Here is an 18,722-nt window from a genome sequence, read left to right as displayed (position 1 = left end):
GGATCTCTAGGCTGGGGACCATGGCTGAGGCACGCTTCGTGGGGGCGATCGACCAAGGTACGACGAGCACCCGCTTCATGGTCTTCGACCACGACGGCACCGAGATCGCCCGGCACCAGCTCGAGCACCAGCAGATCCTGCCGCGGGCGGGCTGGGTCGAGCACAACCCGGTCGAGATCTGGGAGCGCACCTCCGCGGTCGTGCAGACCGCGCTCGGCAAGGCCCGACTCGGCGTCGAGGACCTGGCGGCGATCGGCATCACCAACCAGCGGGAGACGACGATCGTGTGGGACCGCCGCACGGGACGTCCGCTCCACAACGCGATCGTGTGGCAGGACACCCGGACCGACGCGATCGCCGCGGCCCTGGACCGCGACGGTCGCGGCGACGTGATCCGCCACCGCGCCGGACTGCCTCCGGCGACGTACTTCTCCGGCGGCAAGCTGCAGTGGATCCTCGAGAGCGTCCCCGGCGCGCGCGACGCCGCCGAGCGCGGCGACGTGCTCTTCGGCACGTCCGACACGTGGGTCCTGTGGAACCTCACCGGCGGCCCGGACGGCGGCGTGCACGTCACCGACGTGACCAACGCCGGCCGGACCATGCTGATGGATCTCGAGACCCTCGACTGGGACGAGGAGCTGCTGGGCTTCTTCGGCGTGCCCCGGGCGATGCTGCCCGAGATCCGGGAGTCGTCCGCGACCACGCCGTACGGCCTCACCCGCAGCCGGGGTCCCTTCGGCGGCGAGGTGCCGATCACCGGCATCCTCGGTGACCAGCAGGCCGCCACCGTCGGTCAGGTCTGCTTCGCCCCGGGCGAGGCGAAGAACACCTACGGCACCGGCAACTTCATGCTGCTCAACACCGGCACCGAGATCGTCCGCTCGAGAGCGGGACTGCTGACCACGCCGGCCTACCGGCTGGGCGACGAGCCGTGCGTCTACGCGCTGGAGGGATCGATCGCCGTCACCGGGTCGGCCGTGCAGTGGCTGCGCGACCAGCTCGGCATCATCAGCGGCGCGGCGGAGTCGGAGTCCCTGGCCCGGCAGGTCGACGACAACGGAGGCGTCTACTTCGTGCCCGCCTTCTCGGGGCTGTTCGCGCCCTACTGGCGCTCCGACGCCCGCGGCGCGATCGTCGGCCTCTCGCGCTTCAACACCAACGCCCACGTCGCGCGCGCGACCCTCGAGGCGATCTGCTACCAGTCCCGGGACGTGATCGAGGCGATGTCGGCGGACTCCGGAGTCGAGCTGGAGGTGCTCAAGGTGGACGGCGGCGTCACCCTCAACGACCTGTGCATGCAGATCCAGGCCGACGTGCTCGGCGTACCGGTGTCGCGGCCGGTGGTGCCGGAGACCACGGCCCTGGGCGCGGCCTACGCCGCCGGGCTGTCGGTGGGCTACTGGCGCGACACCGACGAGCTCCGGCAGAACTGGCGTGAGGACACCCGCTGGGAGCCGCACTGGGACGAGGAACGCCGGGAGGCGGGCTATGCCCAGTGGAAGAAGGCCGTGCAACGCACGCTGGACTGGGTGGAGGTGGCAGGCCGATGAATCCCGCAGCGCTCTCGCCCCGCGCCCGCAGCGCCGCGCTCAAGCGGCTGGCCGCCCAGCACCTCGACGTCCTGGTCATCGGTGGCGGCGTGGTCGGCTCCGGCGCGGCCCTCGACGCCGCGACCCGCGGCCTCTCCGTGGGCCTGGTCGAGGCACGCGACTTCGCGTCCGGCACCTCGAGCCGCAGCTCCAAGCTCGTCCACGGTGGCCTGCGCTACCTCGAGATGCTCGACTTCCGGCTGGTCGCCGAGGCGCTCAAGGAGCGCGGCCTGCTCATGCAGCGGCTGGCCCCGCACCTGGTGCGCCCGGTGCCCTTCCTCTACCCGCTCACCGGACTGGGCTGGGAGCGCTGGTACGCCGGCACCGGCGTCGCGATGTACGACGCCCTGTCCAAGGCCAGCGGCTACGGCGACGGCATGCCGGTCCACAAGCACCTCACCCGCCGCGGCGCCCGCAAGGCGTTCCCGTCCCTGCGCAAGGACGCGCTCGTCGGCGCGATCCGCTACTACGACGCCCAGGTCGACGACGCCCGTCACACCATGTTCCTCGCGCGCACCGCAGCGACGTACGGCGCCGCGGTGGCCTCCCGCACCCGCGTGCTCGGGCTGATCAAGGAGAGCGAGCGCGTCGTCGGCGCCGAGGTCGTCGACCTCGAGACCGGCCACCGCTTCGAGATCCGCGCCTCCCAGGTGATCAACGCGACCGGGGTGTGGACCGACGAGACGCAGGCCATGGCGCGCGAGCGCGGGCAGTTCAAGGTCCGGGCCAGCAAGGGCATCCACCTCGTCGTGCCGCGCGACCGGATCCGCGGCGAGACCGGGCTGATCCTGCGCACGGAGAAGTCCGTGCTCTTCGTGATCCCGTGGAAGCGGCACTGGATCATCGGCACCACCGACACCGACTGGGAACTCTCCAAGGACCACCCGGCGGCCAGCAGCAGCGACATCGACTACCTCCTCGAGCACGTCAACCGGGTGCTCGAGGTGCCGCTGACCCGCGACGACGTCGAGGGCGTGTACGCCGGTCTTCGCCCGCTCCTCGCCGGCGAGTCCGAGGCGACCTCGAAGCTCTCCCGCGAGCATGCCGTGGCGCACAGCGTGCCCGGCCTGGTCGTCGTCGCGGGCGGGAAGTACACGACCTACCGGGTGATGGCCGCCGACGCCGTCGACGAGGCGGTCCACGGCCTGGAGACCGTGCTGGGCCGCAAGGTGGGGGAGTGCGTGACGGAGCGGGTGCCGCTCGTCGGCGCCGACGGCTACCAGGCGCTGTGGAACCAGCGTCGCGCGCTGGCCACGCAGTCCGGGCTGGCGATCAACCGGGTGGAGCACCTGCTGGAGCGCTACGGGTCGCTGGTACTGGAGGTCCTCGACCTGATCGCCGCCGAGCCCGACCTCCGCGAGCCGCTGCCTGGCGCCGAGGACTACCTGATGGCCGAGGCGGTCTATGCGGTCACCCACGAGGGCGCGCGGCACCTCGACGACATCCTGACCCGGCGGCTGCGGGTCTCCTTCGAGACCTTCGACCGGGGAGCCGCGGCGGCGCCGTACGTCGCCGACCTGGTCCGCGGACACCTGCGCTGGGACTCCGACCAGCACGCCCGGGAGCTCCAGCACTACCTCAAGCGGGTCGAGGCCGAGCGCGAGAGCCAGCGGCAGCCCGACGACCACACGGCCGACGCCGCGCGCAAGGGCGCACCCGACGTCGTACCGGTGTCCCGGATCGCCGAAGAGATCGAGTCGATGGAGACCTCCTGATGGACCTGCAGCTGAAGGACCGCGTCTACCTGCTCACGGGTGCCACCCGTGGCCTGGGCCGCGCCACCGCCGAGGCGCTCGTCGCCGACGGCGCGCGCGTCGTCGTCTCGGGACGCAAGGCGGCGTCGGTCGACGCGGCCGTCGCCGCCCTCGGCGGACCCGAGCACGCCCGCGGCGTGGTGGCCGACAACGCCGACCCCGGCACGCCGGCCGCGCTGATCGACGCCGCCCGAGGTGCCTGGGGCCGGGTCGACGGCGTACTGATCAGCGTCGGCGGACCACCACCGGGGCTGATCACCGAGATGAGCGACGAACAGTGGACCGCCGCGTTCGGCTCGGTCTTCCTGGGCGCGGTCCGCCTGGCTCGCGAGGTCGGCGCGGTGCTGGGCGACGGCGGCTCGATCGCGTTCGTCCTGTCGACCAGTGTGCGCGAGCCGATCCTCGACCTCGCCATCTCCAACGGCCTGCGCCCCGGTCTGGCGATGGCGGCCAAGACGCTCGCCGACGAGCTCGGTCCCCGCGGCATCCGGGTCAACGGCGTGCTGCCCGGTCGGGTCGGCACCGAGCGGATCATCGAGCTCGACTCCGCCCAGGGCGACCCCGACGCCGCGCGGGCGAGGGCGACGGCGCGGATCCCGCTGCGGCGCTACGGCCGGCCGGAGGAGTTCGGCCGGGTGGCGGCGTTCGTGCTGTCACCCGCGGCGTCGTACCTGTCCGGGGTGATGCTGCCCGTCGACGGCGGGTCGCTCCGGGCGCTCTGACGCGAGAACGGTCCGCCGGACCGGCGGGTGGCGCCGACCCGCTGGCCGCGCGGTCCGAGCCGGCGCTCGTCCCAGGCGAGGTAGAGGAAGCCGCCGAACGCGAGGATGCCGAAGAACCACCACTGCAGCCCGTAGAAGAAGTGCGGACCCTCGTCGAGCTCGGGCAGCTGCACCGGCGCGAGCTCCTCGTCGGCCGCCGGGTCCTCGGCCTTGAGGGCGACGAAGCCGGTGTAGACCTCGCGGCCGATCGCGTCGCCGATCGGCCCGCTGGCGATCGCCCGGGTCGAGTGGTCGTCGACGTCGGTGCTCCTCCCCGTGCCGTCGGCCCGGACCCAGCCGGTGATGGTCACCTCGCCCGCCGGCGGCGCGGGCAGGTCCATCCCCTTGATCACGGGGTCGTCGGTGCCGAACCAGCCCCGGTCCACCAGGAGCGTCGTACCGGCCGTCGTGACGAGCGGTACGACGACCTCGACGCCCGGGTAGCTGTTGCGGGTGCGGTAGCGGACCACGACGGTGTCGTCCCTGTCGTACTCACCGGTGGCGGTGATGACACGCCATTCGTCGTCCTCGCTGACCTTCCGCCCCGGGGCCAGCACCTCGCTGACGTCGGCCGGCGCGCGGTCCTCGTTGGCCCGCACGACGGCATTGCGGTCCTTGCGATCCTCGAGCCGGCCGAACTGCCACTCGCCCAGCCACCAGGTCGCCCAGCCGACGACGATGATCGCCACGAAGAACAGGACCCAGCGGCGACTGAGCAGGAATCGCCACGAGGACAGCCAGGAGAACACGGGACAACGGTAGCCACGACCCCGGCGTGCCTAGACTGATGGGGTGCAGCCTCTCCTCGACCAGCACGGACGGACCGCGACCGACCTACGGGTGTCGCTCACCGACCGCTGCAACCTGCGCTGCACCTACTGCATGCCGCCCGAGGGGCTCGACTGGCTGCCGAGCGACGACCAGCTCTCCGACGACGAGGTCGTCCGCCTGATCGGCGTCGCGGTCCAGAGGCTCGGTGTCCGCGAGGTCCGGTTCACCGGCGGCGAGCCGCTCGTGCGCCGCGGCCTGGTCGACATCGTGCGGCGGGTGCGCGCGCTCGACGCCGGCGTCGAGATGTCGATCACCACCAACGCGCTCGGACTGGCCCGCACCGCGCAGGCGCTGGCCGAGGCCGGACTGAGCCGCGCGAACGTCAGCCTCGACACGGTCCGCAGCGACACCTTCCACGAGATCACCCGCCGCGACCGCTTCACCGACGTGGTCGAGGGCCTCGCCGCGGCCGAGGCGGCCGGCCTGGGCCCGGTGAAGGTCAACGCCGTCCTCCTGCGCGGCGTCAACGACGACCAGGCCCCCGAGCTGCTGGCCTGGTGCCTGGAGCGCGGCTACCACCTGCGCTTCATCGAGCAGATGCCGCTCGACGCCCAGCACGGCTGGCACCGCGACGCGATGGTGACCGCCGACGAGATCCTGGCGTCGCTGTCCGCCGCCTTCCGGCTCTCCCCGGCGGCCGAGCCCCGGGGGAGCGCCCCCGCCGAGCTCTTCGCCGTCGACGGCGGCCCGGCGACCGTCGGCGTGATCGCCTCGGTCACCCGTCCGTTCTGCGGTGACTGCGACCGGGTCCGCCTCACCGCCGACGGCCAGGTCCGCAACTGCCTCTTCGCCCGCTCCGAGTCCGACCTGCGCGTCGCCATGCGCTCCGGCGCCAGCGATGACGAGCTCGCCGAGCGCTGGCGCGCCGCGATGTGGGGCAAGCTGCCCGGTCACGGCATCGACGACCCGACGTTCCTGCAGCCCGACCGCCCGATGTCCGCCATTGGTGGTTGAGTCGTCGCCTCTGACCCCTTGAGTCGTCGCCTCTGACCGGTCCAGTCGTCGGTTCCGACCGGTCCCGTCACCACTTCGGCCAGCGACGGTTGGAGTACGTCGCCGCGAGTGCCTGCTCCACGCTCCGGATCCACCGGTCCCTCGCCGGGCCGGTGAAGTCGCCACGCTTGACGACGATCACCGTCCACCCGTTGTCCCGTAGCCAGCGGCGGCGCTCCCGGTCGCTGGCCCGCTGCGCCTCGGTCAGGTCGTGGAACTCCTCGCCGTCGTACTCCACGCAGACGCGGGCCGACGGATAGGCGAAGTCGAGGCGATAGGTCGGCACCCCGTTCACCTCGATCCACCACTGCGGCTCCGGTCTCGGGAGTCCTTCGTCGTGGAGCTCCAACAGGACCCATGCCTCGCGGTGCGACTCGACGCGCGGATCCACGAGTGCCGCGAGCTCACGACACTGGACGACCCCACGACGCCGCCGGAACCGCTGCACCTCGCGCAACAGGTCCGCGCGGGTGAGTCCGTGCTGGCGGGCGAGCAGGCACATCGCTGCGAAGGCCTCACGGCGCCGTAGGTGGCAGCCGAGATCGAGGGAGGTGCGCAGGGGCGAGGTCACCCGCAGACCGCGCAGCTCGACGATGTCGCTCGGCAGGAGATCACGCTCTCGACCGTCGAGCTCGCACCGTCGGGTCGCGCGGTGCCCCCGCAAGGAGCAGGTCTCGATGGGTGGGCGCACCTCGCTCTCGCCGGAGGGGTAGAGGTCCACGCCGTGGACCCAGGCAGCAGTCCGGTCGACCACGATCTGGTCTGCCGCGACCGAGCATCGGACGGCCAGGACACGCAGCGCGATCGAGTCGAAGGAGTCGGTACGGCGATAGGTGCCGCGGCCGATCCGGGTGAGCAGTCCGGCGGCCAGGGCGCGTCGGATGCGTGAGTGGGTCAGGCCGTGCGACTCGGCGTCGCGAACGTGGAACGGGGCTGTCGGGAAGTCATCGATCTCCATCCCTCGACGATGGTGCGGATCGGGCGTCGGCCGGGGGCGAGGCGGCGGGGCCTGTGGAGGGGAGCCGCCGGCGCCGTACCTGTGGAGGGCGGAGAGACGTCCGTGAGACCAGAGTGACGAGTCGAGGGGTCAGAACTGACGAGTCGAGGGGTCAGAACCGACGAGTCGAGGGGTCAGAACCGACGACTCAACGGTGCGGGACCGTCTCCTTCAGGAAGCCGCGCGCGCCGAGGAACGTCTCGAGCGACTCCCGGTGGCCCTCGCAGGCAAGCCAGGTCTTGCGGCGCTCGGGGGTGTGGATCTTGGGGTTGTTCCACAGCAGCTGCCAGGTGGCCGGCTCACGACAGCCCCGGGCCGAGCAGATATCAGGCTCCATGCCCGCCGTGCCCGCCGTGCTCACCTTGCCCACCCGGCTCACCGTGCTCGTTCTGCCCGCCTGGGGCAGCCTGCCCGAGCTGGCGCTGGGCGTCGCCGCCGCCGGTGAGGGGGAGTGACGTGGCACGGCTGTCCTCGGCGTTGGCCATCACCACCGCGACGTAGGGGAGGATGATCGCCCCCGCGATCAGGATCGGCCACAGCCAGTGGATGCCGGCCGCGCCGGTGATCGCCGCACCGATGAAGCAGAGGGTGCGGATCGTCATCGCGATGACGTACTTCTTCTGCCGCCGGGCCAGGTCGTCCTGAGGGCTGGAGCCGGCCGTGGTGATGCGGATGGCGTCCATGCGCTCAGCGTACGCCGGTGCGGTGCTGAGTACGCTGCTGGCATGTCGAACCGCACCTACCGCGTCAGTGAGATCGTCGGCACCTCCCCGGAGGGCATCGACCAGGCCGTCCGCAACGGTGTCGAGCGTGCCGGCCAGACCCTCCGTCACCTCGACTGGTTCGAGGTCACCCAGGTCCGCGGCCAGATCAAGGACGGCACCGTCGAGCACTTCCAGGTCACCATGAAGATCGGCTTCCGGCTCGAGGATGACGAGTGACCTTGTAGGGGTCCTACAACACGGAGACGGGAACTTGGTGCCTGCCGCCGGTGAGGCCGCTACACCTGCCCCACTAGCGTCACGAGGTGTGAACCCACCACGCTCCGTCCTCGTCACCGGAGGCAACCGCGGCATCGGCCGCGCGATCGCCGAGGCCTTCATCGCCGCGGGCGACAAGGTCGCCGTCACGACCCGGAGCGGAGGCGGGCCCGCGGGCGCCCTCGAGCTCAAGGCCGACATCACCGACCCGGCCGCCGTCGAGGCGGCCTTCGCCGCTGCGGAGGAGGCGCACGGGCCGGTCGAGATCCTCGTCGCCAACGCGGGCATCACCAAGGACACCCTGGTGCTGCGCATGTCCGAGGACGACTGGTCGTCGGTCATCGACACCAACCTGACCGCGTCCTTCCGGCTGGCCAAGCGGGCCGCCAAGGGCATGCTGCGCCAGCGGAAGGGCCGGATCATCTTCATCTCCAGCGTGGTGGGCCTGCTCGGCTCGCCCGGCCAGGTCAACTACGCCGCCTCGAAGGCCGGGCTGGTCGGCATGGCGCGCTCGCTGGCGCGCGAGCTCGGTCCCCGCTCGATCACGGCCAACGTCGTGGCACCCGGGTACGTCGACACCGACATGACCGCGGTGCTGACCGATGAGCAGAAGGAAGGGATCCGCAGCCAGGTCCCGCTGGGCCGGTACGCCGACCCGAAGGAGGTCGCCGGGGCGGTGCTGTGGCTCGCCAGCCCCGAGGCGGCGTACGTGACCGGCGCGGTGATCCCCGTGGACGGCGGACTGGGAATGGGGCACTGACCATGAGCGGAATCCTTGCTGGCAAGAACATCCTCGTCGCGGGCGTCACCCTCGACACCTCGATCGGGTTCGCGGTCGCGAAGTTCGCCCAGGAGCAGGGCGCGACCGTCCTGGTCTCCAACTTCGGCCAGGCGCTGCGGATCACCCGCCGCATCGTCAAGCGGCTCCCCGAGCTGCCGGCTGTCATCGAGCTCGACGTCACCGACGCCGAGCACCTGGCCGCGCTCCCGGACGCCGTCCGCGAGGCGCTCGGCGCGGACGCCACGCTCGACGGTGTCGTCCACTCGATCGCCTACGGCAACCCGGAGACGCTGCTCGGCGGCAAGTTCCTCGAGGGACCGTGGGACGACGTCGCCCAGGCGGTCCAGGTCTCGGCCTACTCCCTCAAGTCCCTCGCCGTCGCCTGCCGGCCGCTGATGGGCAACGGCGGCTCGGTGGTCGGACTCACCTTCGACGCCAGCGTCGCCTGGCCGGTCTACGACTGGATGGGTGTCGCCAAGGCCGGCCTGGAGTCGTGCGCCCGCTACCTCGCCCGCGACCTCGGTGGCGACGGGATCCGGGTCAACCTGGTCTCCGCCGGCCCGCTGCGCACCTTGGCCGCCAAGGCGATCCCGGGATTCGGGGACCTCGAGGCGATGTGGACCACGCGTGCACCGCTCGGCTGGGACAACACCGACCAGGAGCCCACCGCCAAGGCGGTCTGCGCGCTGTTGTCGGACCTGTTCCCCGCCACCACGGGCGAGATCGTGCACGTCGACGGCGGCTTCCACGCGATGGGTGCCTGAGGGGCCTAGCCGGGCCTAGCCGGTACGACGCAACCACCGCCGCGCCCCGGCGGTCATCAGCGCCCACACCGTGAGCACGATCGCGATCTCCTCGAGGACGTACCACGGCCACGGTCCGAGGAGGTCCAGGATCGAGCGACCCGGCTTGCGCATCAGATAGCCGTAGTTGGTGTCCGCGACCAGGTTGAAGACGTACGTCGCCGCGGCCCACACCAGGGTCGTGGCGACGGCCGCGCCGTAGTCGCGCCACCGGGGGACCAGCCGCAGCCCCGCCACGAGGTAGACCGCCGCGAGCACGATCAGCAGATGGAGCGCCCAGAACGCGAAGTAGCGCGGGTGGGGCAGGTCCTCGTTCAGCGAGGGCGTCAGGACGCCCTGCACGGTCAGGGTCAGTCCCCAGAAGAAGGTGAGGGCCACCGGGAACGGCCGGTGGGTCCACAGCGCCCAGGTCGCCGCGATCCAGGCCAGGTCGCACAGGTGCAGGGGCAGGGTCACGCCCAGCTCGAAGTTGAACGCCAGGTCGATGATCTGGAAGGGCACTGTCACGAGGGGGATCAGGAACGCCCAGGTCCGGCTGAACCGGGTCGGGCCGTCGTACGTCGCGTGTCGGCGGCCCAGCAGCACGGCGACCACCAGCCCGACGGCGAACACCGCGAGCGGGACCAGGTGTGTCGTCCCGTACTGCGTCACGACTCCCAGCCTCCCCTACGATGGCGGCGTGGAGAAGCAACGGCTGCTCGTCGTCGTCCGTCACGCCAAGGCCGAGCAGTTCGCCCCCTCCGACGTCGAGCGCGTGCTGAGCGTCCGGGGCCGGGCCGACGGGCACGCCCTCGGGCAGTGGCTCGCGGAGCGGGGCATCGCCCCGGACGTCGCCTACGTGTCCTACGCCGCGCGGACCCGCGAGACGTGGGACGCCGTGTCGGCGGGCGCCGGCTGGGACCTCGCGCCGACCATCGACGGCAGCCTCTACGGGACCGACGAGAACGGTGTGCTGGAGCTGGTGCACGCCACCCCCGCTGAGGCGGGAACCGTCGTCGTGGTGGGCCACAACCCCACGATGGCGATGCTCGTGCAGCTTCTCGACGACGGCGACGGTGCCGCGTCCGGAGAGGTCCAGCTCGGCACCTTCCCGACCGCGGCCGCGGCGGTCTTCGCGATCGACGGGCAGTGGGACGATGCGACCCCGGCGGGATGCCGGCTGCAGGCCTACCACGTCGGCCGCGCCTGACGGCGCCCGACTACTCAGACGGCGACCGACTGCTCCGACTGCTCAGACTGCTCAGACGACCGGCGGCGCCGGCGTCACGATCCCGACCGCGGCGTCGGCCGCCTCGATCTCCTCGCGGGTGATGCCGAGCAGATACATGATCGCGTCCAGGTAGGGCACGTTCAGTGCCGTGTCGGCAGCCTCGCGGACCACCGCCCGGGCGTTGTAGGCGATGCCGAGGCCCGCGGCGGCGAGCATGTCGAGGTCGTTGGCGCCGTCGCCGATGGCGATGGTCGCGTCCTCGGGCACGCCGAGGTCGGCGGCGAACTCACGCAGGGCCTGCGCCTTGCCGGCCCGGTCGACGACAGCGCCGACGACCTCGCCGGTGAGCTTGCCGTCGACGATCTCCAGGGTGTTGGCCCGGGACCGGTGGATGCCGAGGTCGACGGCCAGCCGGTCGGTGATCTGGCTGAAGCCGCCCGACACGATCGCGAACCGGTAGCCGAGCCGGCGCAGGGTGCGCACCATGGTGCGCGCGCCGGGGTTGACCACGATGGCGTCGTACACCTGGTCGAGGACGGAGGCGTCGAGTCCGGCGAGCAGCTTGACCCGCGCCCGCAGGGACTGCTCGAAGTCCAGCTCACCGCGCATCGCCCGCTCGGTGACGTCGGCCACCTCGGGGCCGAAGCCGGCGTGCTGGGCGAGCATCTCGATCACCTCGCCCTGGATCAGGGTCGAGTCGACGTCCATCACGATCAGCCGGACGCCGTGCCGCAGCAGGTCGGCGGGCTGCACGGCGACGTCGATCCCGTGGGCCGCGGCGTCGCCGGCGAGGAGCTGGCGCAGCCGGTCGGGGCGGGCGCCCGACACGTCGAGCTCGATCGCGGTCACGGGATAGCGCGCCATCCGCTCGATCCGGTCGATGTTGCCGCCGCAGTCCGCGATCCGGCCCGCGATCGCCGCCATCGCGGACGCCTTCAGCGGCGCGCCGATGACGGTGACATGGGCCCGGTCGCGGTGGCGGGACCGGTTGTCTCCCGACCCCTTCTCGACGTCGACGGTCATGCCGAGCGCCTCCATGCTGGCCGCGAGCTGACGCCGCAGCCGCTTGCGGTCGCGCGGCGCGGTGACCAGCACGCCGAGCACGAGGCGTCCGCGCATCAGGATCTGCTCGAGGTCGACGACACTGACTCCGGAGCCGGCGAGGCTCTCCAGCACCGCGGAGGTGACGCCGGGGCGGTCGGCGCCGGTGACGGTGATCAGGAGCGTGTCGTCCGCTGCATCGTGAGGGCTCATGGCGGGGTGCAGGCTATCGCTGTCGGGTGTCGTCGGAGGGCGGCGGCCAGCCGTCGGGCGAGCATGCGGCCGTCAGGGCGTGCCGGGCGGCGCGTTCCAGCGGCTCCAGGGTGTCCCGGCGGGCCGCGGCGTCACCGGCCGACAGGGCGCCGCCGTCGTCGCGCAGCGCCAGCTCGACCACCGCCTCGAGATGCAGGGCCCGACTGGCGAGGTCGACGCACCGACCGGGCGTTCCCGGGGGAGCGGCGACAGGGACGCCGGCGCGCAGGTCGTGCAGCTCGTCGGCGACCAGCGGCTGCCACCGGGCGACGTCGAGGCCGGCCAGCACGTTCGCGGCGGTCAGCAGAGCAGCCCGCAGCCGCCGGTCCGCGTCGCCGACGTCCGGAGGCGGCCGGCGCGCGGCGGGCAGCACCGTCCACTCGACGGCCCGGCCCACCTGCCGGGGGACCAGGGCGGAGCCCGGCAGCAGCACCACCTCGCCGGCCTCGATCGCCGCGGTCGTCAGCTCCCGCGGACCCCGCAGGCCGGCGGGGTCGCCCGGCGCCGGGAACGCGGCCGCGACGCCGTCGGCCCCGTGGTTGCGGGCCGCGGCGAGCTCGAGCAGCAGCGACGAGGGTCCGTCCGGGGAGCTGACGACGTGGCTCACGTCGTCGCCGCGCACGGCGTCCACGACCTCGTCGGGACCGAGTCGCCCCCGCAGCCAGGCCGTTCCCCACCAGGCCAGCCGGGCGGATACGGGGAGCGCGCTCACCCGCCGACCCTACTGGCCCGGCTGGATAGGGTGACCCCCATGTCCGCCGTGCTCGAACTCGCCGAGGTGACCGTACGACGAGGGCAGTCCACCTTGCTCGACCGCGTCAGCTGGGTCGTCCGCGAGGGCGAGCGGTGGGTCCTGCTCGGGGCCAACGGCGCCGGCAAGACGACGTTGATGCAGATCGCCGGTGCCCAGCTGCACCCCACCTCCGGCGCCGTCGGGCTGCTCGGCGAGCTGCTCGGCACCGTCGACATCTTCGAGCTGCGCCCCCGGATCGGCGTCTCCAGCGCCGCGGTCGCCGAGCAGATCCCGCGCAACGAGACCGTGCGCGACCTCGTGGTGACGGCGTCGTACGCCGTGCTCGGCCGGTGGCGCGAGGAGTACGACGCCGTCGACCACGCCCGCGCCGACGCGCTCCTGCGCGAGGTGGGCGTGGCCTCGCTCGCCGAACGCACCTACGGCACCCTCAGCGAGGGGGAGCGCAAGCGGGTCCAGATCGCCCGTGCGCTGATGACCGACCCGGAGCTGCTGCTGCTCGACGAGCCCGCCGCGGGTCTCGACCTGGGTGGCCGGGAGGACCTGGTCTCGACCCTGTCGGTCCTCGCCCACGACCCGCTGTCGCCGGCGACCGTGCTGGTCTCGCACCACGTGGAGGAGATCCCGCCGGGCTTCACCCACGTGATGATGCTGCGCGCGGGCCGGGTCGTCGCGCAGGGACCGCTCGAGGACACGCTCACCCCCGAGGCACTGTCGGCCACCTTCGGGATGCCCCTGGTCCTCGAGCACCACGACGGGCGCTACGCCGCCCGCCGCAAGCAGCACCACCGGGGCTAGCGGGAAGCCCTCTCAACTACAGTGCGGGCATGGACTGGCTCCGGGAGCACCTGTGGGAGGCCTGGCTGGGCACCGCCTTCGTGCTGGCCCTCGCCGAGCTGCTGAGCCTGGACCTGTTCCTGCTCATGCTGGCCGGTGGCGCGGTGGCCGGTGTGCTGACCGCGTTCGTCACCGACAACATCGTCCTCCAGGTGCTCGTCGCCTCGGCCGTGTCCGTCCTCCTGCTCGCCGCGGTCCGCCCGCCGCTCGTCCGCCGCCTCCACGGCGGCCCCGACCTGGTGCTCGGCCCGGCGAGCCTGGTGGGCAGCCGCGGCATCGTCACCGAGCCCGTCGCCGAGCATCGGCCCGGGCGGGTGAAGATCGGCGGCGAGTCCTGGCTCGCCGTCACGGAGCCGCCCGGCTCCGCCATCGCCGTCGGCGAGACGGTCGAGGTCGTCTCCATCGTCGGCGCCACGGCCCAGGTCCGTCCCGTGTCCGATCCCCGACTCGAGGAGTCCTGACTGATGACCGTCCTGATCCTGCTCGCCCTCCTGCTCCTGCTGGTGATCACCGTGGTCGCGAAGGCGATCCGGATCGTGCCGCAGGCCTACACCGGCATCGTCGAGCGGTTCGGCAAGTACAAGGAGACGCTCCCTGCGGGCCTCAACTTCGTGGTGCCGTTCATCGACAAGGTCCGCTACACCATCGACCTGCGCGAGCAGGTCGTGAGCTTCCCGCCGCAGGCCGCGATCACCGAGGACAACCTGACCGTCGACATCGACACGGTCATCTACTTCCAGGTGACCGACCCGATCGCGGCGACGTACGAGATCTCCAACTACATCCAGGCCATCGAGCAGCTCACCATGACCACGCTGCGCAACGTGGTCGGTGGCATGGACCTCGAGCAGACCCTGACCAGTCGCGAGTCGATCAACAGCGGCCTCTCGGCCGTGCTCGACGAGACCACCGGGCGCTGGGGCATCAAGGTCAAGCGGGTCGAGATCAAGGGCATCGACCCGCCGCCGTCGATCAAGGACGCGATGGAGAAGCAGATGCGGGCCGAGCGGGACAAGCGCGCCTTCATCCTCACCGCCGAGGGCCAGCGCCAGTCCGCGATCCTCACCGCGGAGGGCAACAAGCAGTCGGCCATCCTCAACGCGGAGGGCGAGCGGGAGTCGCAGATCCTGCGCGCCCAGGCCGACCGCGAGGCGCAGATCCTGCGCGCCCAGGGTGAGGGGCAGGCCATCCAGACGGTCTTCCAGGCGATCCACGACGGCCGGCCCGACCAGTCCCTGCTGGCCTACCAGTACCTCCAGATGATGCCGAAGATCGCCGAGGGCGACGCCAACAAGGTGTGGGTGATCCCCTCGGAGATCACCAAGGCACTCGAGGGTCTCGGCTCCTCGATCCACGAGGTCGCCGGCATCCCGAAGGCGACCTCCGGGCCGGCCAAGCGGGTCGACATGGGCCCGCGCGAGCCGGCAGCGCCGGTCACCGGGACGAGCGAGGCCGTCCAGGAGGCGATCGCCGAGGCGGAGAGCGCGGCCCGTCCCGGACAGTCGTCGACCGCGGAGCAGCCCCCTGCGGAGCCGCCGGTGCAGGAGCCTCCCGCGGGGTGACGCTCCTCGAGATCGCGGCGGTGCTCCTGGCGGGCGTCGGCGCGGGCATGATCAACGCGGTGGTCGGATCCGGCACCCTCATCACCTTCCCGACCCTGCTCGCGATCGGCGTTCCTCCCGTCACGGCGAACATGTCCAACAGCCTGGGCCTGGTGCCGGGCTCCATCGCCGGGGCGTTCGGGTACCGACGTGAGCTGGTGGGCCAACGCGGTCGGCTGCTGCGGCTGCTGGCCTTCTCCTCGGTCGGCGGGGTGGTCGGCGCCGTCCTGCTGCTGGTCCTGCCGCCTGGAGCGTTCGAGGCCGTCGTACCCGTGCTGATCCTGCTCGGGATCGTGCTGGTCGTGCTCCAGCCGCGCCTGTCCCGCGCGGTCGCGGCACGCGCCGAACGCCGTGGTGAGCCCGTGTCGGACCCTCCGGATCCGTCGGACGAGAACGGGGCGGGTGCCATCGAGCGCTCGTGGTGGGTGCCACTCGCGGTGCTCGCCACCGGCGTGTACGGCGGCTACTTCGGCGCCGCCCAGGGCGTGCTGCTCATGGGCGTGCTCGGCATCGGCGTCACCGATGCCCTGCAGCGGCTCAACGGCGTGAAGAACGTGCTCGTGGCCGTCGTCAACGCGATCGCCGGGCTCGTGTTCGTCATCGTCGCCGAGCTCGGCTTGTTCGGCGCCGAGGCGAGGGTCGACTGGCTGCTCGTCCTCCTCATCGCCCTCGGCGCGGTGTGCGGCGGCCTGCTCGGCGCCGCCGTGGGGCGTCGGCTGCCGCCGGTCGCCCTGCGGGCCGTGATCGTCGTCGTCGGCCTGGTGGCCGTGGTCACGCTGATCGCGTGATCGGGCTCAGCCGGCCTGCTTGCGCCGGCCGCGTCCGCGGGCGAGTGCGAGCAGACCCGAGCCCACGGCGCCGGCAGCGGCCCCGATGAGCATCCCACTGGCGAGCTTCGTGACATTGCGCTGACCGAGCTCGATGACGCCGTTGGCGAGGTCCGCGCCGTCGACCGCGATGCCGACGACGGTCAGGTTGCGTCGCAGCGCGCCCCGGGACACGAGCGTCACCGCGCCGAGGGCGATCTCGCGTGCGCCGAACATCCGGCCCATGTAGTCGAGCTGCGGATTGCTGGCCGGGTCCAGGCCGAACACGCGGGCGGTGGTCGAGGGCGCGGCGAGGGCGCCGACGCCGATGGCGATGCGGCCGACGGAGAGTCCGGTCACGGGATCGATGTGGAGGGCAACCATGCGCCAGACCTTAGTGCTCGGGCGGGCGGCGGCGTGGGATCCTTCTCGCATGACGACTCCGCCCTCCGGCAACGACCCGTACCAGCCGTACGGCGAGCCGACCGGTCAGCCGCCCTACGGTGGTCAGCCCCAGGGCCAGCCGTACGGCGAGCCGACCGGTCAGCCGCCCTACGGTGGTCAGCCCCAGGGCCAGCCCTACGGCCAGCCGACCGGTCAGCCGCCCTACGGCGGTCAGCCCCAGGGCCAGCCCTACGGCGCGCCCTACGGTCAGCCGACGCCGCCCTTCGGCTACGCCCCACCGCCGGCGACCAACGGCATGGCGATCGCGTCCCTCGTCGTGAGCATCGTGTCGCTCGTGGCCTGCGCCGGCTTCACCGGGTTCGTCGGTGCGATCCTCGGCCACGTCGCCAAGGGGCAGATCAGGCGGACCAACGAGCAGGGCGGCGGTCTGGCGATGGCCGGCATCATCGTCGGCTGGCTCGGCTTCGCGCTGTTCATCGCCATCGTCGTGGGCGTCATCGCGCTCGGCGTCTGGGCCGACAACACGATCGACGACTGCTACACCCGCTCCGACGGCGTCTACCGCTGCGACTGACCGGGCGGCTGCAGGTCAGGCCCGGCGCACGTAGGTCGTCAGCCAGCGCTCGATCTCGTCGTACGCCCGGGCCCGCGGCTCGGCGCGCGAGAGGACCACGTCGTGCACGGCACCGGGTACGGCGACATACGTGACGTGCCGGCCGACGGCGACCGACCACCGCCGGATCTGCTCGACGTCGAGCACGATGTCGGTCGAGAAGACCTCCTCGTCCATGCCGGTCGGGTGCCCGGAGCGGTCCGAGGAGAGCACCAGCACCGGCGCCGGCACGTCGAGACCGGCCTGCAGCCGGGCCTGACCCCGGCGCACCGCACGCAGCCAGCCGAGTCGTACCGGGAACGAGTCGACCGGCTTCCAGGTGAGGTCGAAGTCCCACTCGCCCTGGTGGTCGCGGTGCAGGCTGCGGCCGTAGTAGCCGCTCACGTCGCGGGGGAAGACCTGCAGCGGCCGGCGCCGACCGGCCTGGTCGAGGACCCGGTTCGCCACGGGTGAGCGCATCCATGCCTTGCCCTGCAGGTCCAGCCACGGCGAGTTGAGCAGCAGCCCGGCGAGCTCGGCCGGCCGCCGGTCGTGCGCCCAGAGCGCCACCACGAGCCCGCCCGTGGAATGGCCGGACAGCACGACCTGGCGGTGCCCGTCGCGCACGGTGATCCGCTCCCAGGCAGCATCCAGCTCGGCGAAGTAGTCGGTGAGGTCCGCGACATAGGTCGGCGACTGGTGGGGGAGCAGCGACCGGCCGTACTTGCGCAGGTCGAGGCCGTACATGTCGTGGTCGCGGTCCAGCCACCACTCGCCGTACGCCGCGTGGAAGAAGTAGTCCGAGAACCCGTGCACGTGGAGTGTGGCGTGCCCGGTCGGCCGGCGGGCGGCCCGGTGGACCAGTGTGGCGACGACCTCGCCCTCGAAGTCGTCCGTCAGCGGGATCGTCTCCGCCGTCCACGGCGCACCCAGGATGTCGACGGTCCTCGTGTCGCTCACGTGGGAGAGTCTAGGGACGCCTGGTGGCGGACCGTACGCTGTGCCGATGGACGACGCCGCCGCCTGGGCCCGCCTCCGCGAGCGGCTCCTGTCCCGGGGCCGGATGCCCGCGCTCCCCGACGGCTGGCGCCACCAGTCGGCGATGCTCGCCGCCGAGGGCTACGCGTACGGCGGCGACTTCATCGTCAGCGACCTGCAGGCGTCGACCGGGCGACTGCGCACCGTGCTGGTCGACGTGTGCGGAAGCGGCGAGACGGCGGTGCCGGCCGCGGTCCAGTTCGCCGGCGCACTGGAGAGCCTGATCCGGGTCGTGCCGGCCGACGAGCTGTTGCGCGACGCCAATGCCTACCTGCTGGCCCAGCCGACGGGGGAGAGCATCGCGACGGCAGTGCAGCTCGACCTGGACCTGGCGACGGGGTCCTACCTCATCCGCAGCGCCGGGCACCCGCCCGCTCTCGTGTGGTCGACAGCGACGCGGGAATGGCGGATCGACAACGCACGCGGCACCGCGCTGGGCGCCAGCGAGACGCCGGAGGTCAACGAGAGTGCCGGCGTGCTCGCCGCCGGCGACGCGCTGCTCTTCTACACCGACGGGGTCGTCGAGTCGCGGGCCCTCGACATCGACGCGGGCATCGCCTGGCTGCAACAGGCCGCGCGGGCGTCGTACCTCGCGGGGTGGGAGGGCGCCGCGCGGCGGATCATCGACGGCGTCGAGCGTGGCGACGACGACCGGGCGGTGCTGATCCTGGGTCGCTGCTGACCCGGCACCTCCGGGGGA

General features: G+C 72.3%; 23 protein-coding genes. 14 read left to right on the top strand and 9 right to left on the bottom strand.

What is annotated here, in order from left to right:
* Positions 1-20: 20 nt before the first annotated feature.
* Genes glpK through KVF89_RS10250 form a run of 3 tightly spaced genes read left to right on the top strand, consistent with a single transcriptional unit; the run spans position 21 to position 4,065 of the window.
* The gene (gene glpK / locus KVF89_RS10260; protein ID WP_257425387.1) at positions 21-1,550 is read left to right on the top strand and encodes a glycerol kinase GlpK; all 1,530 of its coding nucleotides are present in this window, start codon (positions 21-23) and stop codon (positions 1,548-1,550) included.
* Positions 1,547-3,304, top strand: a complete 1,758-nt coding sequence (locus tag KVF89_RS10255) for a glycerol-3-phosphate dehydrogenase/oxidase (protein ID WP_257425386.1) — start codon at positions 1,547-1,549, stop codon at positions 3,302-3,304. Before glpK ends, KVF89_RS10255 begins: the two co-directional genes overlap by 4 nt.
* Complete coding sequence (locus tag KVF89_RS10250; protein WP_257425385.1) at positions 3,304-4,065, top strand: SDR family oxidoreductase; 762 nt, start codon at positions 3,304-3,306, stop codon at positions 4,063-4,065. Before KVF89_RS10255 ends, KVF89_RS10250 begins: the two co-directional genes overlap by 1 nt.
* Here KVF89_RS10250 and KVF89_RS10245 read toward each other — a convergent pair.
* Positions 3,951-4,853 carry an SURF1 family cytochrome oxidase biogenesis protein gene (locus KVF89_RS10245; RefSeq protein WP_257425384.1) on the bottom strand — a complete coding sequence of 301 codons (903 nt, stop codon included), beginning with the start codon at positions 4,851-4,853 and terminating at the stop codon, positions 3,951-3,953. The two genes, KVF89_RS10250 and KVF89_RS10245, sit on opposite strands and share 115 nt — an antisense overlap.
* A 43-nt stretch (positions 4,854-4,896) precedes the next feature.
* Here KVF89_RS10245 and moaA point away from each other — a divergent pair, with 43 nt between their 5' ends.
* Positions 4,897-5,889, top strand: coding sequence for a GTP 3',8-cyclase MoaA (moaA, locus tag KVF89_RS10240; protein ID WP_257425383.1), 993 nt, complete (start codon positions 4,897-4,899; stop codon positions 5,887-5,889).
* Between the two features lie 67 nt (positions 5,890-5,956).
* On the opposite strand, the gene KVF89_RS10235 is transcribed toward moaA, so the two are convergent.
* From KVF89_RS10235 to KVF89_RS10225, 3 genes are all read right to left on the bottom strand, one after another.
* Positions 5,957-6,886: a type IV toxin-antitoxin system AbiEi family antitoxin gene (locus KVF89_RS10235; RefSeq protein ID WP_257425382.1), complete on the bottom strand. Its 930-nt coding sequence runs from the start codon at positions 6,884-6,886 to the stop codon at positions 5,957-5,959.
* Between the two features lie 187 nt (positions 6,887-7,073).
* A complete protein-coding gene (locus KVF89_RS10230) occupies positions 7,074-7,262 on the bottom strand; it encodes an acetone carboxylase (RefSeq protein ID WP_257425940.1) in 189 nt (62 codons plus the stop codon).
* Entirely contained in the window at positions 7,252-7,608 is a 357-nt protein-coding gene (locus tag KVF89_RS10225) for a DUF3099 domain-containing protein (protein ID WP_257425381.1), read from the bottom strand. The genes KVF89_RS10230 and KVF89_RS10225 overlap by 11 nt, the downstream gene beginning before the upstream one ends.
* A gap of 42 nt (positions 7,609-7,650) precedes the next feature.
* Here KVF89_RS10225 and KVF89_RS10220 point away from each other — a divergent pair, with 42 nt between their 5' ends.
* The 3 genes from KVF89_RS10220 (at position 7,651) to fabI (ending at position 9,450) form a co-directional block, all read left to right on the top strand.
* Positions 7,651-7,866, top strand: a complete 216-nt coding sequence (locus KVF89_RS10220) for a dodecin (protein WP_257425380.1) — start codon at positions 7,651-7,653, stop codon at positions 7,864-7,866.
* An 88-nt stretch (positions 7,867-7,954) separates the two neighbouring features.
* On the top strand, positions 7,955-8,665 hold the full coding sequence (locus KVF89_RS10215; protein ID WP_257425379.1) for a beta-ketoacyl-ACP reductase: 711 nt from the start codon (positions 7,955-7,957) through the stop codon (positions 8,663-8,665).
* Between the two features lie 2 nt (positions 8,666-8,667).
* Positions 8,668-9,450 carry an enoyl-ACP reductase FabI gene (fabI, locus tag KVF89_RS10210; RefSeq protein WP_257425378.1) on the top strand — a complete coding sequence of 261 codons (783 nt, stop codon included), beginning with the start codon at positions 8,668-8,670 and terminating at the stop codon, positions 9,448-9,450.
* 15 nt (positions 9,451-9,465) lie between these two features.
* On the opposite strand, the gene KVF89_RS10205 is transcribed toward fabI, so the two are convergent.
* Positions 9,466-10,140 carry a YwaF family protein gene (locus KVF89_RS10205; protein ID WP_257425377.1) on the bottom strand — a complete coding sequence of 225 codons (675 nt, stop codon included), beginning with the start codon at positions 10,138-10,140 and terminating at the stop codon, positions 9,466-9,468.
* A 28-nt stretch (positions 10,141-10,168) separates the two neighbouring features.
* Between KVF89_RS10205 and KVF89_RS10200 the strand changes: the two genes are divergently transcribed.
* Complete coding sequence (locus KVF89_RS10200; RefSeq protein WP_257425374.1) at positions 10,169-10,678, top strand: SixA phosphatase family protein; 510 nt, start codon at positions 10,169-10,171, stop codon at positions 10,676-10,678.
* A gap of 51 nt (positions 10,679-10,729) precedes the next feature.
* On the opposite strand, the gene serB is transcribed toward KVF89_RS10200, so the two are convergent.
* Both serB and KVF89_RS10190 read right to left on the bottom strand, forming a co-directional pair.
* A complete protein-coding gene (serB, locus tag KVF89_RS10195) occupies positions 10,730-11,953 on the bottom strand; it encodes a phosphoserine phosphatase SerB (RefSeq protein WP_257425371.1) in 1,224 nt (407 codons plus the stop codon).
* 13 nt (positions 11,954-11,966) lie between these two features.
* Complete coding sequence (locus KVF89_RS10190) at positions 11,967-12,704, bottom strand: Rv1486c family protein (RefSeq protein WP_257425370.1); 738 nt, start codon at positions 12,702-12,704, stop codon at positions 11,967-11,969.
* A 39-nt stretch (positions 12,705-12,743) separates the two neighbouring features.
* Here KVF89_RS10190 and KVF89_RS10185 point away from each other — a divergent pair, with 39 nt between their 5' ends.
* The 4 genes from KVF89_RS10185 to KVF89_RS10170 are packed head-to-tail and all read left to right on the top strand — an operon-like array spanning position 12,744 to position 15,969.
* Positions 12,744-13,541 carry an ABC transporter ATP-binding protein gene (locus KVF89_RS10185; RefSeq protein ID WP_257425368.1) on the top strand — a complete coding sequence of 266 codons (798 nt, stop codon included), beginning with the start codon at positions 12,744-12,746 and terminating at the stop codon, positions 13,539-13,541.
* 29 nt (positions 13,542-13,570) lie between these two features.
* Complete coding sequence (locus KVF89_RS10180) at positions 13,571-14,041, top strand: NfeD family protein (RefSeq protein ID WP_257425367.1); 471 nt, start codon at positions 13,571-13,573, stop codon at positions 14,039-14,041.
* A gap of 3 nt (positions 14,042-14,044) precedes the next feature.
* Positions 14,045-15,142, top strand: coding sequence for an SPFH domain-containing protein (locus KVF89_RS10175; RefSeq protein WP_257425365.1), 1,098 nt, complete (start codon positions 14,045-14,047; stop codon positions 15,140-15,142).
* Positions 15,139-15,969, top strand: coding sequence for a sulfite exporter TauE/SafE family protein (locus tag KVF89_RS10170; protein WP_257425364.1), 831 nt, complete (start codon positions 15,139-15,141; stop codon positions 15,967-15,969). The genes KVF89_RS10175 and KVF89_RS10170 overlap by 4 nt, the downstream gene beginning before the upstream one ends.
* 6 nt (positions 15,970-15,975) lie before the next feature.
* Here KVF89_RS10170 and KVF89_RS10165 read toward each other — a convergent pair whose 3' ends face one another.
* Positions 15,976-16,371, bottom strand: coding sequence for a DUF4267 domain-containing protein (locus KVF89_RS10165; RefSeq protein ID WP_257425362.1), 396 nt, complete (start codon positions 16,369-16,371; stop codon positions 15,976-15,978).
* A 49-nt stretch (positions 16,372-16,420) separates the two neighbouring features.
* Between KVF89_RS10165 and KVF89_RS10160 the strand changes: the two genes are divergently transcribed.
* The gene (locus KVF89_RS10160; RefSeq protein WP_257425360.1) at positions 16,421-16,966 is read left to right on the top strand and encodes a DUF4190 domain-containing protein; all 546 of its coding nucleotides are present in this window, start codon (positions 16,421-16,423) and stop codon (positions 16,964-16,966) included.
* Between the two features lie 15 nt (positions 16,967-16,981).
* Here the strand turns inward: KVF89_RS10160 and KVF89_RS10155 are convergent, their stop codons facing one another.
* A complete protein-coding gene (locus KVF89_RS10155; RefSeq protein WP_257425358.1) occupies positions 16,982-17,944 on the bottom strand; it encodes an alpha/beta hydrolase in 963 nt (320 codons plus the stop codon).
* A gap of 46 nt (positions 17,945-17,990) precedes the next feature.
* Between KVF89_RS10155 and KVF89_RS10150 the strand changes: the two genes are divergently transcribed.
* Entirely contained in the window at positions 17,991-18,704 is a 714-nt protein-coding gene (locus KVF89_RS10150; protein WP_257425356.1) for a PP2C family protein-serine/threonine phosphatase, read from the top strand.
* Positions 18,705-18,722 lie beyond the last annotated feature (18 nt).

Origin of the sequence: Nocardioides carbamazepini (assembly GCF_024614185.1) — a bacterium.
Lineage (GTDB): Bacteria > Actinomycetota > Actinomycetes > Propionibacteriales > Nocardioidaceae > Nocardioides > Nocardioides carbamazepini.
The sequence above is the reverse complement of the archived record's forward strand: the minus strand, read 5'-3'. Positions and strand labels throughout refer to the sequence as shown.

Excerpts from the sequence above, each read along its gene's own strand:
- KVF89_RS10220 (WP_257425380.1), top strand. The coding sequence starts at position 7,651 with ATGTCGAACCGCACCTACCGCGTCAGTGAGATCGTCGGCACCTCCCCG.
- fabI (WP_257425378.1), top strand. The coding sequence starts at position 8,668 with ATGAGCGGAATCCTTGCTGGCAAGAACATCCTCGTCGCGGGCGTCACC.
- KVF89_RS10250 (WP_257425385.1), top strand. The coding sequence starts at position 3,304 with ATGGACCTGCAGCTGAAGGACCGCGTCTACCTGCTCACGGGTGCCACC.
- KVF89_RS10230 (WP_257425940.1), bottom strand. The coding sequence starts at position 7,262 with ATGGAGCCTGATATCTGCTCGGCCCGGGGCTGTCGTGAGCCGGCCACC.
- KVF89_RS10160 (WP_257425360.1), top strand. The coding sequence starts at position 16,421 with ATGACGACTCCGCCCTCCGGCAACGACCCGTACCAGCCGTACGGCGAG.
- KVF89_RS10255 (WP_257425386.1), top strand. The coding sequence starts at position 1,547 with ATGAATCCCGCAGCGCTCTCGCCCCGCGCCCGCAGCGCCGCGCTCAAG.
- KVF89_RS10165 (WP_257425362.1), bottom strand. The coding sequence starts at position 16,371 with ATGGTTGCCCTCCACATCGATCCCGTGACCGGACTCTCCGTCGGCCGC.
- KVF89_RS10180 (WP_257425367.1), top strand. The coding sequence starts at position 13,571 with ATGGACTGGCTCCGGGAGCACCTGTGGGAGGCCTGGCTGGGCACCGCC.
- KVF89_RS10235 (WP_257425382.1), bottom strand. The coding sequence starts at position 6,886 with ATGGAGATCGATGACTTCCCGACAGCCCCGTTCCACGTTCGCGACGCC.
- KVF89_RS10185 (WP_257425368.1), top strand. The coding sequence starts at position 12,744 with ATGTCCGCCGTGCTCGAACTCGCCGAGGTGACCGTACGACGAGGGCAG.
- glpK (WP_257425387.1), top strand. The coding sequence starts at position 21 with ATGGCTGAGGCACGCTTCGTGGGGGCGATCGACCAAGGTACGACGAGC.
- KVF89_RS10175 (WP_257425365.1), top strand. The coding sequence starts at position 14,045 with ATGACCGTCCTGATCCTGCTCGCCCTCCTGCTCCTGCTGGTGATCACC.
- serB (WP_257425371.1), bottom strand. The coding sequence starts at position 11,953 with ATGAGCCCTCACGATGCAGCGGACGACACGCTCCTGATCACCGTCACC.
- KVF89_RS10150 (WP_257425356.1), top strand. The coding sequence starts at position 17,991 with ATGGACGACGCCGCCGCCTGGGCCCGCCTCCGCGAGCGGCTCCTGTCC.
- KVF89_RS10225 (WP_257425381.1), bottom strand. The coding sequence starts at position 7,608 with ATGGACGCCATCCGCATCACCACGGCCGGCTCCAGCCCTCAGGACGAC.